Source organism: Novosphingobium sp. (assembly GCF_965229225.1).
GTDB lineage: Bacteria > Pseudomonadota > Alphaproteobacteria > Sphingomonadales > Sphingomonadaceae > Novosphingobium.
The window spans coordinates 1,721,858-1,737,834 of the sequence record NZ_OZ245867.1 but is presented as its reverse complement, the minus strand read 5'-3'; the positions used below and the strand labels follow the sequence as shown (position 1 = coordinate 1,737,834).

11 protein-coding genes are annotated in these 15,977 nt (G+C 66.6%); 7 read left to right on the top strand and 4 right to left on the bottom strand.

All coding sequences use genetic code 11. The features are described from left to right. Positions 1-89: 89 nt before the first annotated feature. Positions 90-2,396, top strand: coding sequence for a putative bifunctional diguanylate cyclase/phosphodiesterase (locus ACO06X_RS07820; protein WP_421839872.1), 2,307 nt, complete (start codon positions 90-92; stop codon positions 2,394-2,396). Between the two features lie 2 nt (positions 2,397-2,398). Here the strand turns inward: ACO06X_RS07820 and purQ are convergent, their stop codons facing one another. Together purQ and purS are read right to left on the bottom strand one after the other, a co-directional pair. Then, positions 2,399-3,079, bottom strand: a complete 681-nt coding sequence (gene purQ, locus ACO06X_RS07815) for a phosphoribosylformylglycinamidine synthase subunit PurQ (protein ID WP_421839365.1) — start codon at positions 3,077-3,079, stop codon at positions 2,399-2,401. A gap of 2 nt (positions 3,080-3,081) precedes the next feature. Continuing rightward, entirely contained in the window at positions 3,082-3,315 is a 234-nt protein-coding gene (purS, locus tag ACO06X_RS07810; RefSeq protein ID WP_421839364.1) for a phosphoribosylformylglycinamidine synthase subunit PurS, read from the bottom strand. A gap of 295 nt (positions 3,316-3,610) precedes the next feature. Here purS and ACO06X_RS07805 point away from each other — a divergent pair, with 295 nt between their 5' ends. From ACO06X_RS07805 to ACO06X_RS07790, 4 genes are all read left to right on the top strand, one after another. Beyond that, positions 3,611-4,225 carry a TetR family transcriptional regulator gene (locus ACO06X_RS07805; protein WP_421839363.1) on the top strand — a complete coding sequence of 205 codons (615 nt, stop codon included), beginning with the start codon at positions 3,611-3,613 and terminating at the stop codon, positions 4,223-4,225. Then, positions 4,222-5,193: an HlyD family secretion protein gene (locus ACO06X_RS07800; RefSeq protein ID WP_421839362.1), complete on the top strand. Its 972-nt coding sequence runs from the start codon at positions 4,222-4,224 to the stop codon at positions 5,191-5,193. Before ACO06X_RS07805 ends, ACO06X_RS07800 begins: the two co-directional genes overlap by 4 nt. Continuing rightward, on the top strand, positions 5,190-6,167 hold the full coding sequence (locus tag ACO06X_RS07795) for an ABC transporter ATP-binding protein (RefSeq protein ID WP_421839361.1): 978 nt from the start codon (positions 5,190-5,192) through the stop codon (positions 6,165-6,167). Before ACO06X_RS07800 ends, ACO06X_RS07795 begins: the two co-directional genes overlap by 4 nt. A gap of 235 nt (positions 6,168-6,402) precedes the next feature. After that, entirely contained in the window at positions 6,403-7,536 is a 1,134-nt protein-coding gene (locus ACO06X_RS07790; protein WP_421839360.1) for an ABC transporter permease, read from the top strand. On the opposite strand, the gene ACO06X_RS07785 is transcribed toward ACO06X_RS07790, so the two are convergent. After that, positions 7,533-10,385 carry a M16 family metallopeptidase gene (locus ACO06X_RS07785; RefSeq protein ID WP_421839359.1) on the bottom strand — a complete coding sequence of 951 codons (2,853 nt, stop codon included), beginning with the start codon at positions 10,383-10,385 and terminating at the stop codon, positions 7,533-7,535. The two genes, ACO06X_RS07790 and ACO06X_RS07785, sit on opposite strands and share 4 nt — an antisense overlap. A gap of 99 nt (positions 10,386-10,484) precedes the next feature. Between ACO06X_RS07785 and ACO06X_RS07780 the strand changes: the two genes are divergently transcribed. Beyond that, positions 10,485-12,386, top strand: coding sequence for a CocE/NonD family hydrolase (locus ACO06X_RS07780; RefSeq protein ID WP_421839358.1), 1,902 nt, complete (start codon positions 10,485-10,487; stop codon positions 12,384-12,386). Between the two features lie 407 nt (positions 12,387-12,793). Further along, positions 12,794-13,324 carry an MltR family transcriptional regulator gene (locus ACO06X_RS07775; RefSeq protein ID WP_421839357.1) on the top strand — a complete coding sequence of 177 codons (531 nt, stop codon included), beginning with the start codon at positions 12,794-12,796 and terminating at the stop codon, positions 13,322-13,324. Positions 13,325-13,651: 327 nt separating this feature from the next. On the opposite strand, the gene ACO06X_RS07770 is transcribed toward ACO06X_RS07775, so the two are convergent. Further along, a complete protein-coding gene (locus ACO06X_RS07770) occupies positions 13,652-15,973 on the bottom strand; it encodes a putative bifunctional diguanylate cyclase/phosphodiesterase (protein WP_421839356.1) in 2,322 nt (773 codons plus the stop codon). Between the last annotated feature and the right edge of the window lie 4 nt (positions 15,974-15,977).

The following is a 15,977-nucleotide window of genomic DNA, read 5'->3' as shown; positions in this document are numbered from 1 at the left end:
CCATTGCGCAAGGTTTCCCCACTAAGCCGCGAAGTGTGACGCGAACCACTGATCAAACCTTGCCCGCCCTGCCGCGGGAACTTCCGGCGATGGCCGTGCTGGGCCTCTCCGATTCGGCGGAAGGTGATTGGGGGCGACTGCGCGGATTGCAGTATTCCGGTCTCGCCCGGCTAACCCGTCCCAGGCTGGTCGCCCATGGGCTTGCGGCCATGCTCGTCGTTCAGGCGCTGTGGGGGGCGATCCCGATTGCGGTGCTGCTGGGCTGGGCTGTGGCGCTCGCCGGGGTGCTGGCCTGGGGCGCAAGCTTCGACCGCACGCTGGAGGATGCCGATCGCCGCCGGATGACCCGGCACGAAATTCACCGCCACACCGTGTGCACCGTTGCGGCGGGCCTGGTGTGGGTCTTGCCGATCCTCGTCATGTCGCCCTTCGCCTCGCCCGAGCAGCGGCTGCTGGTCTGGACGATCATGGCGATGCTGATGGCCGGCACGGCGCTGGCTTTCGCTGCCGTTCCGCTCGGCGCGGTGCTGTTCAACGCGATCCTTGGCGCGGCGAGCGTCGTGGTATTTGTCTTCTTCGGCAAGGTGACGGCGGCGGCTGCGGCAGTGACCTTCGTGATCTTCCTTTGGGTCGGCAGCCTCGAGGCGGCGCGCATGTTCCTCGCCGGCAAAGTCGCCGAAGCGGGCGTCGCGGAAAAGAGCGAGGTCGTCTCGCTGCTGCTGCGCGAGTTCGAGGAAGGCGAGGCGGACTGGCTGTGGCAGACCGATTCCAACCGCCGGGTCCGTGCCGCGAGCCCCCGCTTTGCCTTCGCGCTGGGTGAGGATCCCGAAGACATCGACGGCAAGCCGCTGATCCAGCTGATTGCCGGATCGGCATGGGAAAGCGGGCATTTCCATTCCTCGCTGCATGATCTGGCCGAACGGTTGAAGCGGCGCGAGAGCTTTTCGAACCTGCTGGTCCACGTGACCCTGCACGGCAACAACCGCTGGTGGGAGCTCTCCGCTTCGCCGCGATTTAACGACAACGGCAATTTCATCGGCTTCCGCGGTGTCGGTTCGGACGTAACCGAGCAGCGCGAGAGCGCCGACAAGATCGCCTATCTCGCCCGCTACGACACGCTGACCGGCCTGCCCAATCGCCTGATGCTGACCGAGACGCTGGGCGAGGCGATGTGCGAGGCGGACCGCTGGCGGATGCGCTGCGGTTTCATGATGATCGACCTCGACCGGTTCAAGGCGGTCAACGATACGCTTGGGCACCTCGTTGGCGACCAGCTGCTCGCGAAGGTTTCGGACCGGCTGAAGTCGCTGATGAGCGAGAACGAGCTGTGCGGGCGCCTTGGCGGCGACGAGTTCGCGATCGTGGTGCGCGATACGGGCGACGGGACGCGGATCCGCGAAGTGGCTTATGCGGTCATCACCGCGCTTTCGCAGCCTTACGAGATCGACCACCATACGCTCTATGTCGGCGCGAGCGTCGGCTCGGCGATCGGGCCGCGCGATGGCGCGACGGTCGAGACGCTGATGCGCAACGCCGACCTCGCGCTCTACCGCGCCAAGGACGAGGGCGGCGGGCTGCACTTCGATTACGAGCCTTCGCTGCATGCGCATGCCGAGGAGCGGCGCAAGCTTGAGTTTGCGCTGCGCCACGCGCTGGAGCGCGGGGAATTTGCGCTGGCCTATCAGCCGGTGGTCGACGCGATCACCGAGGAGCCGGTGAGCTTCGAGGCGCTGCTGCGCTGGCATTCGGCGGACCATGGCCCGATCAGTCCCGCCAAGTTCATTCCGCTCGCCGAAGACACCCGGCTCATCGTGCCGATCGGCGAATGGGTGCTGCGCACCGCGTGCTTCGAGGCGATGAACTGGCCGGACCCGATCAAGGTGGCAGTCAACGTTTCGGGCGAGCAGCTGCTCGATCCGAGCTTTGCCGAAGTGGTGGTCTCCGCGCTGGCCGCCAGCGGCCTGCCGCCGCACCGGCTCGAGATCGAGGTGACCGAAAGCATCTTCGTGCGCGACGGGACGGCGGCGCAGCAGACGCTGGAGCGGATCATGTCGTTGGGCTGCGGCGTGGCGCTCGATGATTTCGGGACGGGTTACTCCTCGCTGGGGTACCTCCGGAAACTGCGCTTCTCGACGATCAAGGTGGACCGTAGCTTCGTGCAGGGCGCGGCGAAGGACAATCCCGAGAGCCTCGCCATCGTGCGCGCCGTGGTGGCGATGGCCGACGCGCTCGAGATGTCGACGACCGCCGAAGGTGTCGAGACCGAGGAAGAACTTGCCAAGATCCGCCTGCTTGGCTGCAAGAAAATCCAGGGCTACTACTTCGGCCGCCCGATGACCGCGCGCGACGCGGGCGCGCTGTTCGATACGATGGACTGGCGCCGCCAGCAGGCCTGAGATCAGGCCGCGGCGCCGAGGCCTGCCAGCACGCTTTCAAACAAGGCGCGGCCATCGCTGCCGCCCTGCGCGGGTTCGATCATGCGTTCGGGGTGGGGCATCATGCCGAGCACGTTGCCGGCGGCGTTGAGGACGCCCGCGATATCGCGCTGCGAGCCGTTGACGGGCTCGGCGTAGCGGAAGGCGACGCGGCCTTCGCCTTCGAGGCGGTCCAGCGTTTCGGCATCGGCGAAGTAGTTGCCATCGTGGTGCGCGACGGGGATCGTGATGCGCTGGCCAGCGGTGTAGCGCGCGGTGAACAGCGACTGGTTGTTTTCCACCACCAGCGGCACATCGCGGCAGACGAAGCGGATGCCCGCGTTGCGCATCAGCGCGCCGGGGAGCAGCCCGGCTTCGGTGAGCACCTGGAAACCGTTGCACACGCCGAGCACGGTGACACCGCGATGGGCGGCGGCGACCACCGCCTGCATCACCGGCGAGCGCGCGGCCATTGCGCCCGAGCGCAGATAATCGCCGTAGGAAAAGCCGCCGGGCAGCGCGATGAAATCGAGGCCCGCAGGCAGTTCGGCATCGCCGTGCCACACGCGGTGGACCGTGCCGCCGGTGATCTTCTCGATTGCTACCGCCATGTCACGATCGCAGTTGGAGCCGGGGAAGGTGATGACAGCGGCGGTGAAAGCCATGGTCAGGCCACTTTCTCGATGCGGAAGTTCTCGATCACCTGGTTGGCGAGGAGCTTGCGGCACATGTCTTCCAGCGCGGTGTCGGTGGTGCTGTCGGCCACGTCCATTTCGATCAGGCGGCCGGCGCGCACATCGTTGACGCCTTCGAAGCCGAGGCCTTCGAGCGCGTGATGAATGGCGCGGCCCTGGGGATCGAGCACGCCGTTCTTGAGGCTGACATGAACGCGGATCTTCATGGGCGAACGGCCTTTCCGGACGGCTGGGGGGAGACTCGGACGCGCCTATGCTCCGGCGCGGACCGAAGCGCAAGGCGGCGGAAGTTGACACGGTTGACACAGTCCAGAGCGAAAAACCGAAGCGGTTCCATCTGCGTCCGCCGGACGGCTGCCGGGAGCCCCGCAAAATCATCAAAAATGGCGGAAATGCTGGCCATGCCGCCCTTATAGCAGAAGGACGCGCTGTAGGAAAATCTGGGCAGCCGGAGCCATCCACCGCTTTTAAATAACAGACGCGTCTGTTATTTATTCGGCCATGGCCCGAGTCACACCCCCCGATCGCGATGACCGCATTCTCGATGCGGCGCGCGACGCCTTTGCCACGCGCGGATTTGCCGCGACGACGATGGACGACATCGCGCAGCGGGTGGGGATCAGCCGTAGCGCGATCTACAGCCGGTTCGAGACCAAAGAGGCGTTGTTTCGCGCGCTGGTCGAAGGGATGATCGGGCATGTGTTGCCCGAGGCCATGCCGGACCTTGGGGGCGTGAGCGCGCCCGATGCGCTGCGGCGGTTCATTCACGTGGTGATGGTGCGGCTGGGGAGCGGCAACATTGCCTTCCTGCCGCGCCTGATCATCGGGGAGGGGCAGGCCTTTCCCGATCTGGTGAAGTTCTACCACGATCATGCGATCACCCGCGTGCTCGGCGCGATCGAGGCGATCATCCGCCACGGCGTGGCGCGCGGCGAGTTCACTTGCGCCAATCCGGCGCTGGCGGCGCGCAGCGTGGCGGGCGGCATGATCTTTTCCGCGCTGTGGCGCATCGTGTTCGAGCCGGTGGGCGCGGAGCCGCTCTATATCGAGGCGATGGCGGTGAGCCATGCGGAGGTGCTGCTGAAGGGGCTGACGGCCCGGGGAGATTTCGCATGAGCCTGCGCGCGCGCCTGCCGATCCTGCTGTTGCTGGCCGCGCTGGGGGGTGGGGCCGTGTGGTTCTTCACGCGCAGCAGCGCGCCCGATCCGTGGCTGGGCTATGTCGAGGGTGAGGCGCTTTATGTGGCCGCGCCGGTTTCAGGCACGCTGGCGAGCCGGCCAGTGGAGCGCGGCGGGCGGGTGCGTGCAGGCGCAGCGCTGTTTGCGCTCGATCCGCGTAGCGCGGATGCGAGCGCGGCGCAGGCGGCGGCGCAAGTGCAATCGGCGCAGGCTTCGCTCAGCGATCTGGGCGCGGCGCGCGAGCGGACGCCCGAGATCGACGTGGCGCGCGCAGCGGAAGCGGCGGCAAGGGCGCAGCTGGTGCGGGCGGAGGCGGACTTCCGGCGCTTTGCCGATCTCGCGGCCAAGGGCTTTGCCAGCCGCACGCAATTGGATGCGGCGCGCGCGGCGAGGGACAGCGCGGCAGCGCAGGTGGCGCAGGCGCAGGCGCAGCAGCGCAGCGGCGCGCTCAGTGTGGGGCGCGGTACGCAGCAGGCTGCGGCGGCTGCGCAGGTCGAGGGTGCCAAGGCGGCGCTGGCGGCCGAGGCGCGGCGGCGACAGGAAATCGCGCCGACCTCCCCGGCGGCGGGGCAGGTGGAGCAGACCTATTTCAATCCGGGGGAATGGGTGCCGGCGAACCAGCCGGTCGTCTCGATCATTCCGGATGACAAGCGCAAGATCCGCTTCTTCGTGCCGCAGGACAAGGTGGCGGGGCTGCGCATGGGGCAGGCAGTGCGCTTTACTTGCGATGGCTGCGGGGCGGAGCGGACCGCGACGGTGCGCTTCATCGCGCCGCGCGCGGAATATACGCCGCCGGTGATCTACAGCGAGCATGCGCGCTCGAAGCTGGTGTTCATGGTGGAGGCCATGCTGCCGACAGACCAGCCGCTGCCGCTAGGGCTGCCGGTGGCGGTGAGCGCAAAATGAACCTGCCCCTCCACCATCCTGCGGATGGTCCCCCTCCCCGTTCCGGGGAGGAATTGGTCATCGATGTGCGGGGGCTGACCAAGAAGTTTGGCGGGCGGACCGTTGTCGATGCGGTCGATCTTGCAGTGGCGCGGGGGCGGATCTGCGGGTTTCTGGGGCCGAACGGTTCGGGCAAGACGACGACCTTGCGGATGATCTGCGGGCTGCTGATCCCCGATGCGGGCGAAGGCACCGTGCTGGGCGAGGACCTGCGCACGCGGCGCAGCGCGATCAAGGCGCGCGTGGGATACATGACGCAGAAGTTCGGGCTGTTTTCGGACCTGACGATTGCGGAGAATCTGGAGTTCTTTGCGCGGGTGCATGGGCTGGACCGGCGGCGCGAACGCGTGGCGGAGGCGCTGGAGCAGCTGGGGCTGACGAGCCGCGGCGATCAGCTGGCGGGCAAGCTTTCGGGCGGTTGGAAACAGCGCCTCGCGCTCGCGGCCTGCGTCCTGCACGGGCCGGAAATCCTGCTGCTGGACGAGCCGACCGCAGGCGTCGATCCGCAGGCGCGGCGCGAGTTCTGGGAGCAGATTCATGGGCTGGCGGCGGGCGGGATGACCGTGCTCGTCTCCACCCACTATATGGACGAGGCCGAGCGCTGCCACGAGATCGCCTATATCGCCTATGGGCGGATGCTGGCGCGGGGGAGCATTGCCCAAGTCGTGGCGGATTCGGGCCTCAAGGCTTTGCAGGGGGAAGGGCCGGGGGCTGACCGGCTGGCTAAGGAGATCGAGGCGCGGGCAGGCGTGGCGATGGCGGCGCCTTTCGGTACGGCGCTGCATGTCTGCGGGCCTGACATGGCGGCGCTGCATGCGGCGGTGGCACCTTGGGCCGATACGATTGCGTTCCGCGAGGCGAGCCCGAGCCTGGAGGACGTGTTCATCCATCTGATGCGCGGGGCCGAGGATAACTCGGTGGTGGTGCACGCATGAGGATTTTCTCGCGCAGAGGCGCTGGGGCGCGGAGAAGAGGGGTTCGCGCAGAGACCGCAGAGAGCGCAAAGGTGTCGCGCTTTGCGGCGAAGCCGCGTGATACCTTCAAGCCTGTGCGTGGATGCAAAGGGCCTGCGGCGCTCGGAACATCTCTGCGATCTCTGCGGTCTCTGCGCGAACCAAATCCTTCTTCTTTCCGCGCCTCTGCGCCGCTGCGCGAAACAATGGTCCCGGCATGAGCGCGACCCCGTTGCAGCGCATCGGCGCGATGGTGTTCAAGGAAGTGCGGCAGATGCTGCGCGACCGGGGCACGGTGGGCATGATGCTGGTCATGCCGCTGATGCAGCTGATGATCTTCGGCTATGCGATCAACAACGATCCGCGCGGGCTGCCGATGGCGATCGAGCGGGGGGACAATTCGGTGTTTGCCCGCTCCATCGATGCGGCGCTGCGGAACACGACCTACTTCAAGGTGACCGAGTTGGTGGAAAGCCCCGGTGCGGGCGAGGAACTGCTGCAGAACGGCAAAGTGCAGTTCGTGGTGACGATCCCCGCTGATTTCGGGCGCGATCTGGTGCGCGGGCGGCGGCCGCAATTGCTGGTGACGGCGGACGCGACCGATCCCGCCGCCACCGGTCCGGCGCTGGGCGCGATCAGCGAGGCGGTGGCGACCGCGCTGGGGCACGATCTGATCGGGCCGCTGGGGAGCCGCGCGGCGGGGCCATCGCCGGTCGATCTGGTGCTGCACCGGAGCTATAACCCCGAAGGGATCACCAGCCACAACGTGGTGCCCGGCCTGCTCGCCATCGTGCTTTCGATGACGATGGTGATGCTGACCGCGCTATCGGTGACGCGCGAGGTGGAGCAGGGGACGATGGAGAACCTGCTGGCGACGCCGCTGCGCCCGTTCGAGGTGATGGTGGGCAAGATCGTGCCCTATCTGGGCATCGGCGTGGTGCAACTGAGCGTGATCCTGCTGGCGGCGCGGTTCCTGTTTCAGGTGCCGTTTGCGGGGCCGCTACCGCTGCTGCTGGGGGCGACGCTGCTGTTCATGGTGACGAGCCTTGGGCTGGGCTTCACGCTTTCGACCTTGGCGCAGAGCCAGCTGCAGGCGATGCAGATGAGCTTTTTCTATATCCTGCCCTCGGTGCTGCTTTCGGGCTTTGCCTTTCCCTATCGCGGGATGCCGGGCTGGGCGCAGACGCTGGCCGAAGTGCTGCCGACGACGCATTTCATCCGGCTGGTGCGCGGGATCATGCTGAAGGGCTGGGGGATCATCGATGCCTTGCCGGAGATGGGCGTGCTGGCGGGGATGCTGGCGCTGCTGGGGTTCGTGGCGGTGCGGCGCTATCAGGATACGGTGGCTTAGAGAGCAGGGGTGGGGGCACCTTCGGGGAGGACGAGCGCGACGACGGCCTGATCGGGGGCGAGGTAGCGCTTCGCGAGGGACTGGAGATCGGCGGCGGTGAGTGCATCGAGGCGCTGGCGGGCCTTGAAGTAGCGTTCGAGGCGTTCGGGCTGGCTTTGTGCGCGTTCGGTGAGGGCGAGCCAGCCGGCGTTGGTCTTGAGCAGGTTGTCGAGCCTTTCCCGCATCGGGGCGCGGGCGCGGGCGAGGACGTCGGCATCGATGGGTGCGGCGGCGAGGCCGGCGATGGTGCGCTCGATCGCGGTGCGGGTGGCGGCGACATCGGCCACATCGACCGAGGCGTTGACGCTGAACGTGCCCCAGCCGCGCCAGACCCGGCTGAGCGAGGAGGAGGTGGCGGGCGAATAGGCCTTGCCGAGCGCCTCGCGCACCACATCGAGCACTTCGATGCCAGCGACTTCCTGCAGGAGTTCGAGGCCGATGGCGGTTACGGGATCGCTGTCGTCGGTGGTGGGCCAGACATAGCGGACGATCGCCTGGTTGGCCTCGCCCTTGTGGCGGATCACGGTGAGGCCGCGCTGGGGGGTGAAGCTGCGCTGGCGGGCTTCCTCGTAGGGGCGGAAATCGGGTTCGCGCGCGGGGAGGGCGCCGAAGGTGCGGGCGGCCATGGCAATGGTGGCATCGGGATCGAGATCGCCGACGAGGGTAAGCTCGATCGCGCCGTTTGCGAGGCGATCGCCGATATCGGCCTTGAGCCGCGCCATGGTGAGCGCCTGATAGGCTTCGGGCGGCTGGATGGTGAAGCGCGGATCGCCGCTGGAAAGGAGGCCGGGGAGCGTGTTGGCAATCGCGGAGGCGGGGGTGGCATCGCGCCGCGCGAAGAAGTTGGTCATCGTCTGGTGGTAGAGGATGTCTGCCGAAGCGCGCCAGCCGGGATCGGTGATCTGCGCGGCGAGCAGCTGGAGCTGGAGTTCGAGATCGCGGCGGGTGGTGCCCGCACCCATCGCGAAAGCATCGCCCGATGCTGCGATGCCGTTGCCGACGGAGTGGCCAGCGAGCAGGGTCTGCAGATCATCGAGGCTGTGCTTGCCGAGGCCGCCGGTGGGGAGCATTGCGGTCATTTCGGTGGCGAGGGGATTGGCCCGGGTATCGAGCAGTTCGCCGCCATCGACGTATAGGCGGACAAGCACGCGGTCCTGTTCGAGATCGGTGCGCCGCAGATTGAGGCGCACGCCGTTGGCGAAGCGGATCTGGCGCAGGCCGAGATCGGCGCGGGTGACGTCGCTGGCAATCGTGCCGGGCGTGCCGAAATCGGTATAGCCGAAAATGCCCGAGGGCGCGCTGACCTTGAGGCGCAGGGGCGCGCGCAGCGCTTCGTTCCAGGTGGCGCGCAGGGCCTTCTCGCCGGTTGCAGCGCCAGTGGCGGGCGCGGTGCGGCCCTGGAAGCGGATCAGCGGGTTATCGAGCGGCAGTACCTCGGCGCGCAGCGCGGCGAGCACGGCGGCGGGGGTGAACGAGGCGGCGTGGCGGTTGAAGCGTTCGAGCGCGGAGGCGGGGGTCGTGGGCACCTTTTCATCGCGCAGGAGCTGGATCACCGCGCCGACGAGCGCATCGTTGCTGCGCGTTTCGGCGGCGGCGGCGGCGTTTTCCAAGCTCGTGCGCGCATTGGCGACCTGTTCGGCCACTTCGGCTGCGGTGAAGCCCCTGGCCAGCGCCTCGCGGTAGACCTGCGCGGCGGCGAAGAGACCATCGCGCCAGCCCTTGTCCGGCGTATCGACGACGAGATTGGTGGTGCGGCCGATGTGGAAGACTTCGCTGGTGCCAAGCCCCGCGCCGCGAAACGGCGGCTGCGCGATGCGGCTGAGGCGCTGCATGCGGCGGTTGATCACGCCGTAGCCGATCTGGCGCAGGAGATCGACGCGGCGCTGCTCTTCGGTATCGGGCTCGCGGCGCCAGCGGCCATGGCGCGAGACGGTGACGCGTTCCGATAGCGCCGGATCGAGGTGGATGCGCGCGGCGCCCTGCTGATCGGGATGGACGCGGCCCTGAGCGGGGCGCTTTGCGGGGGCGCGGGCGGGCCAATCGGCAAACCGCTTGGCGATCGCCGCCTCGACCGCATCGGCATCGAAATCGCCGACGACGATCAACGTGGTTTTCGCAGGCACATATTCGCGCGCCCAGAATGCCTTGAGCGCGTCCGACGTGGCGGCTTTCAGCGAATCCGCCGTGCCGATGGGGAGCCGATCCCGGAAGTGCGCGGCGGGATAGAGGAAGGCCATCTGGTCCTTGTTGTTGTCCAGCGCATAGCCTTGCCCGTCGCGCAGTTCGGACAGGACAACGCCGCGTTCGCGCTCCACGGCGGCGGGATCGAAGGCAAGCTCGCTCGCCGTCTCGCGCAGCAGCATGAGCGCGGTATCGAGGAGCCGGGGTTCGTTTCGCGGCAGGCTCAGCATGTAGAGCGTGTGTTCGAAGCTGGTCTGCGCGTTGGTATCGGCCCCGAAGGCGAGCCCCTCGCGCTCGAGCAGCTTGATCATCTCGCCCTCGGGCACATGGGCGCTGCCGTTGAAGGCCATATGCTCGACGAAATGGGCAAAGCCGCGCTCGCCATCCTGCTCGTCGAGCGAGCCGGCATCGATCTGGAGGCGGACTTCGGCAGTGGCCTTGGGGCTCGCATTGTGGCGGATAACGTAGCGCATGCCATTGGGCAGGCGGCCGAAGCGAAAGGCGGGATCGGGCGCGAGGTCGCTGTGTTCGAAGGCCCAGACGGGCGCAGGTTTTGCCGCGGCCGGTGCAAGCGGCACGGCGGCGAGGACGAGCAGGGCGAACAGGCGGACGAAAGCGCGGTGGAACATCACCGGCGGTTCTGGCGGCTTGCGGGTGAATGCGCAATGACGCTTGGCAGCGGAGGGCCTGCTGTTAAGCTCGCGCCATCGTGATGAGGGGAATGGAACATGAAACTGCGCACAGGTCTGGCTCTGGGGCTGCTGCTGGCGAGTGCGGGGACCGCCTGGGCAGCGCCGGCCAAGGCGCCCGTCTATGACGAGCGGCCACAGGCGATCACGCAGCCGGTTGCGGCGCGCGATTACGAGCGGCGCGCGGTCGAGATCCCGATGCGCGACGGGGTGAAGCTGCACACGGTGATCATGGTGCCCAAGGGCGCGAAGAATGCAGCCATGCTCCTCACGCGCACGCCCTACAATGCCGAGGAAATGACCAGCCAGCATGGCTCGCCGATCATGGCCGTGGCGCTGGATGGCTATGACCATGCGCCCGATGTGGTGAGCGCGGGCGGCTATATCCGCGTGGTGCAGGACGTGCGCGGCAAGTATGGCTCCGAGGGCACGTATGTGATGAACCGGCCCTTCGTGGGGACGTCACTCAACCCGACGAAGACCGACCACGCGACCGACACTTATGACACCATCGACTGGCTGGTGAAGAACGTGCCCGAAAGCAACGGGCGGGTGGGCATCATCGGGATCAGCTATGACGGCTTCACCGCGCTCGCCGCGCTGGTGAACCCGCATCCGGCGCTGAAAGTGGCGGTGCCGATGAACCCGATGGTCGATGGCTGGCGCGGCGATGACTGGTTCCACAACGGCGCGTTCCGCCAGATCGGCATCAGCTATATCTGGGAGCAGGTGGCGACGCGCGACAACGCCAACAAGTATGAAGTGGCCGAGGCTGACGCCTATGCGCACTTCATGAAGTATGGCTCGGCGGGCGCGCTGGCGACCGCGCAGGGGCTCGATCAGATCGGGTTTTGGCAGAAGCTGAAGGCGCATCAGGCGTGGGACGGGTTCTGGCAGGAACAGGCGATGGACAAGGTGCTGGCCAAGGCGCCGCTCAAGGTGCCGACTCTGCTGGTTCATTCGCTGTGGGATCAGGAGGATATCTACGGCGCGCCGGCGGTTTGGAAGGCGCTGAAGGGCGCGGATAAAGACGGCCTGCTGCATATGTCGATCGGGCCGTGGTATCACGGGCAGGCGATCGAGAAGGCCGATACGCTGGGCGCGCTGCATTGGGATGCGGACACCGGCAAGTGGTGGCGGATGAACGTGCTGGCGCCGTTCCTGGCGCACTATCTCTATGACAAGCCGATGGACGTGCCGACGGTGACGGCGTTCCAGAGCGGCACCAACCAGTGGCAGCGGTTGCCGGGCTGGCCTGCAGCGAAGGGGGAGAAGAAGCTTTATCTGCTGCCGGGCGAGGGGCTGGGCTTCGAGCCTTCGGCTGCGGCGGGGACGGTGGACTATGTCTCCGACCCGGCCAAGCCCGTGACGTATTACCCCCGGCCCAACCAGCAGGAAGGCTATGACGGCAATCCCTGGCCGACCTGGCTGGTGGGCGACCAGCGCGCGGTTTCGGGGCGGCCCGATGTGCTGGCCTTCGTCGGCCCGGTGCTCGACAAGCCGGTGACGATCGCGGGTGCGCCGGTGGTGCACCTGACGGCATCGACCAGCGGGACCGACAGCGACTGGGTGGTGAAGCTGATCGACGTCTATCCCGATGCGGTGCCGGGCGATCGGGCGATGGGCGGATACGAGCTGGCGGTGGGCATGGACATCTTCCGCGGCCGCTTCCGCGAGACCTTGAGCGAGGCGCGGCCGCTGAAGGCCGGGGCGGCGCTGGGCTATGTGTTTGAACTGCCGCAGGCGAACCACGTGTTCCTGCCGGGGCACCGGATCATGGTGCAAGTGCAATCGAGCTGGTTCCCGCTTTATGACCGCAACCCGCAGACGTTTGTGCCTTCGATTTTGGATGCGAAGCCGGGGGATTATGTGAAGGCGGTGCAGAAGGTGAGCGTGGGGGGGGAGAGCGGGAGTTATATTGCGCTGCCGGTGGTGGAGTAGGGGCAAGGAAGCCGCACCGCAAGCCTCCGGCGGGCAAGGGCCACAGCCCTTGCTTCCCGAACTTCGTTCGGAGCCTGGCCCCCACCTTCGTCATTCCCGCGAAGGCGGGAATCCAGAGCGGCCAAACACTGCCGCGGTGGGGGGATTGGGGATTTAGTAAAGTGTCACCGTAATCCCGTAATCCGTCACCGTAATCCCGGTGGTGGAGTGAAGGAGGTATTTGGAGATTTGGTAAACTGTCACCGTAATTGCGTAATTGTGGTCACCGTAATTGCAAATCACCAAACCCTCGTCTTTCCCACGAAGGCGGGAAATAGGTATGCTGTCCCCGGAAATGCTACTGTCCCCGGAAATTCTAAAGCGTTGATCAGTTTATCTTTCGTTCTGTCTCATAGTGGGCTTATGCCATGGCATCCGATCACGTCCAAGACCTCATCACGACCCTTCAGCAAACAGGCGCGCGACAGCTTAACGATCGAGTGTGTGCGATCATCAGCGCCGCATTCATCGAAGGATGCCTTGGTGATTTAATCGTAACAAAGATGCCATCCCTAAACGGTGAACTAAGAAAAAAAATGTTCGAAGGTACGGGAGCCTTATCTACCGCAGCAGCGAGAATGGATGTTGCCTTTGCCTTAGGGATTATAGAAAAAAGTTGGTACAATGACTTAATTCAGATAGCTAGAATAAGAAACAGGTTCGCACATAATGTCAGGATAACATCTTTCGAGGATGGGGATATTCCTGAAATTATTGGAAAAATGAGATACCGACTTGGAGATGGTCAGGATTACGGTGACCAAGATGCGCAAGCCCGTGCTTATCTTCGTGAAGACTGGGATAAGTCGGGCAACCGAGAGAAATTTAACTCGACTGCCTCATATCTGATCATAACGCTGAGCAATTTGGTATGCGCCGCCGAGCGAACTGGCGCGTAGCATGGCGGCAAATCTCAATGATTACGTGATTACGGTGACACTTTACCAAATCCCCAAATCCGAGAGGCAGCGTCGTGGCTGCCGCTCTGGATTCCCGCCTTCGCGGGAATGACGAAGGGTGGGGTAGAGCCCGGGACTGGTTTGGGGATGCAAGGGCTGTGGCCCTTGCCCGCCGGAGGCTCTTTCTTCTGAGGTAGATACCCCTCCGTCAGCGCTTCGCGCTGCCACCTCCATGAGACAAGCTCGGGGAGGGATTACCCCTCGGACCCGCCTGCGGGCTGCCACCGCCCCATTTGTCCCTGCGCAAAAATGGGGAGGAGCTTGCGGTCAGCCTGCTGCCGCGCGCTGGGCCGGTTCGCCGGCGAGGCGGTCGATCAGGGCGGGGACGGCGGCGTCTGGTACGGGGCGGCTGACGAGGTAGCCCTGGATGAGGTCGCAGCCTTCGTGGCGCAGGGCTTCCATGGTGGATTCGAACTCGACGCCTTCGGCCAGCGTCTCGATGCCGAGCGCGGCGGCGAGGGTGGTGATGGCGCGGATGATCGCGCCGGCGCTGGCATCGCGGCCGAGATCGCGCACGAAGCTCTGGTCGATCTTGAGCTTGTCGAACGGGAAGCTGCGCAAGTAGCTGAGCGAGGAATAGCCCGTGCCGAAATCATCGAGCGCGATGCGCACGCCGAGTGCGCGCAGGCTGTGGAGCATGGCGAGGGTGCGCTCCACGTTGCCGATGAAGATGCTTTCGGTGATTTCGAGTTCGAGCCGGTGCGCGGGGAGGCCCGAGGCGGCGAGCGACTGGACGATGGTCTGCGCGAGCACGGGGCTGATGAACTGGCGCGGCGAGATGTTGACCGCGACGGAGAGTTCGCCGGGCCAGGCGGCGGCGCGGGCGCAGGCATCGCGGATCACCCATTCGCCGATCTGGACGATGAGGCCGGTTTCCTCCGCCAGCGGGATGAAATCGGCGGGGCTGACCAGGCCGCGCTCCGGATGGTTCCAGCGGATCAGCGCCTCGAAGCCTTTGAGGCGCTGCTGCGTCATTGAGTAGAGCGGCTGGAAATGCAGTTCGAAGCCGCCTTCGCGCACGGCGCGGCGCAGATCGAGTTCGAGCTGGCGGCGGCGGCGCGCTTCTTCATCGAGCGCGGCCTCGAAGAAGTGGTAGGTGCCTTTGCCCTCGCTCTTGGCGCGGTAGAGCGCGAGATCGGCGTTCTTGAGCAATTCGTCGCTGGTGGCGCCGTCCGAGGGACCGACGGCGACGCCGAAGCTGGCGGTGAGCTGCACCGCGCGGCCGCCGATATCGACTTCATCGTTGAGCGCGGCGTGGATCGTGCGGGCGAGCGAGGCGGGATCGGCGCTTTCGCTGAGGCCAGTGACGAGGAGGCCGAATTCGTCGCCGCCGAAGCGGGCGACCATGTGATCGGGGAAGCGCTCCTGCAGGCGCTGGCCGGCCTGGCAAAGCAGGGCATCGCCGACGGGGTGGCCGAGCGTATCGTTGATGATCTTGAAATTGTCGAGATCGACGAAGACGACCATGGTCCGGTTGGCAGGCGTCTGCCGGGCGACGGCGCGATCGAGCTTTTCGATGAAAAAGCGGCGGTTGGGGAGCGTGGTCAGGCCATCATGCAGCGCGCTGTGGACGATCTGGCGTTCGCGCTCCTCGATCGCATCGACCATGGCATTGAAGCTGAGCGCGAGATCGGCGACTTCGGCGTCGCCCGTCACCGCGACCTTGGCGACAGTGCCGCCGGCATAGCGCCGTGCGGCTTCGGCGAGCTGGCTGAGCGGGCGGCCGATGCTGCGCGCGATGCGCAGGGCGAGCCACAGGCCCGCGAGCGTCCCCACGAGGGCGATGCCGAGCAGCACGGTGTTGAGCGCGCGGTAGGCCTGCATCGCCTGCGCGAGCGAGTGGCTGAGGATGAGGCGCGGTTCGATGCCGCGCTGGAGGCTGGGTAGCGCGGATAGCCGCACGAGCTGAAGCCCCTGGGGCGAAGGCAGTTCGCCGATGCGGCCGAGGCCAAGCGCGCGCTGCGCCGGGGCGAGCGTGGCGGCGGGTGCGACCGAGGCCTTGACCGGGACGGCGGAGAGGCGGCCCAATGCTTCGAGATCGCGCGTGCCGAGCGGCTGGGCGAGGATGAGCCAGCCGGAGAGATCGGGGATCTCGATCGGGGCGACGACGGCGAGCCCGAGCCGGCCCTTGAGATCGATCACGCCGCTGCTTTGCCCGGCATCGAGCGCGGGGAGGAGCGTCTTGCCATCGAGAGCAGGCGCGCCGGGGCTGGTGACCACGGTGCCATCGAGCATGACGACCGCCGCGACCTCGGCCCCGCTGCGTTCGCCGAGGCTGGCGAGCGCGGAGCCGAGCGTGGCGCGGTCATTGAGGGCAAAGGCCTCGCGGAAGCCGAAATCGCGGGCGACGACCACCGCCGCATCGCGCAGTTGCCCGGCGCGGCTGGCGATGAGCTGTTCGAACACGCGCGCGTTGGCGGCCATGTCGCGTTCGGCCACGCGGTGGGCGAACAGGCTGACGCCGCTGCCGGCGACCGCGACGGTGACGGCCATGACTCCGGCCAGCAGCGCCATGAACAGCGCGGCGATGCGCGCGCGCAAGGTGCGCGGGCGGAGGGCGGCGAGGCGGGCGAGGAGGGCGTGCGGCATCGGA

Bases quoted from the DNA above. Each gene is read 5' to 3' on its own strand.
- ACO06X_RS07820 (WP_421839872.1), top strand. From the start codon at position 90: ATGGCCGTGCTGGGCCTCTCCGATTCGGCGGAAGGTGATTGGGGGCGA.
- purQ (WP_421839365.1), bottom strand. From the start codon at position 3,079: ATGGCTTTCACCGCCGCTGTCATCACCTTCCCCGGCTCCAACTGCGAT.
- purS (WP_421839364.1), bottom strand. From the start codon at position 3,315: ATGAAGATCCGCGTTCATGTCAGCCTCAAGAACGGCGTGCTCGATCCC.
- ACO06X_RS07805 (WP_421839363.1), top strand. From the start codon at position 3,611: ATGGCCCGAGTCACACCCCCCGATCGCGATGACCGCATTCTCGATGCG.
- ACO06X_RS07800 (WP_421839362.1), top strand. From the start codon at position 4,222: ATGAGCCTGCGCGCGCGCCTGCCGATCCTGCTGTTGCTGGCCGCGCTG.
- ACO06X_RS07795 (WP_421839361.1), top strand. From the start codon at position 5,190: ATGAACCTGCCCCTCCACCATCCTGCGGATGGTCCCCCTCCCCGTTCC.
- ACO06X_RS07790 (WP_421839360.1), top strand. From the start codon at position 6,403: ATGAGCGCGACCCCGTTGCAGCGCATCGGCGCGATGGTGTTCAAGGAA.
- ACO06X_RS07785 (WP_421839359.1), bottom strand. From the start codon at position 10,385: ATGTTCCACCGCGCTTTCGTCCGCCTGTTCGCCCTGCTCGTCCTCGCC.
- ACO06X_RS07780 (WP_421839358.1), top strand. From the start codon at position 10,485: ATGAAACTGCGCACAGGTCTGGCTCTGGGGCTGCTGCTGGCGAGTGCG.
- ACO06X_RS07775 (WP_421839357.1), top strand. From the start codon at position 12,794: ATGGCATCCGATCACGTCCAAGACCTCATCACGACCCTTCAGCAAACA.
- ACO06X_RS07770 (WP_421839356.1), bottom strand. From the start codon at position 15,973: ATGCCGCACGCCCTCCTCGCCCGCCTCGCCGCCCTCCGCCCGCGCACC.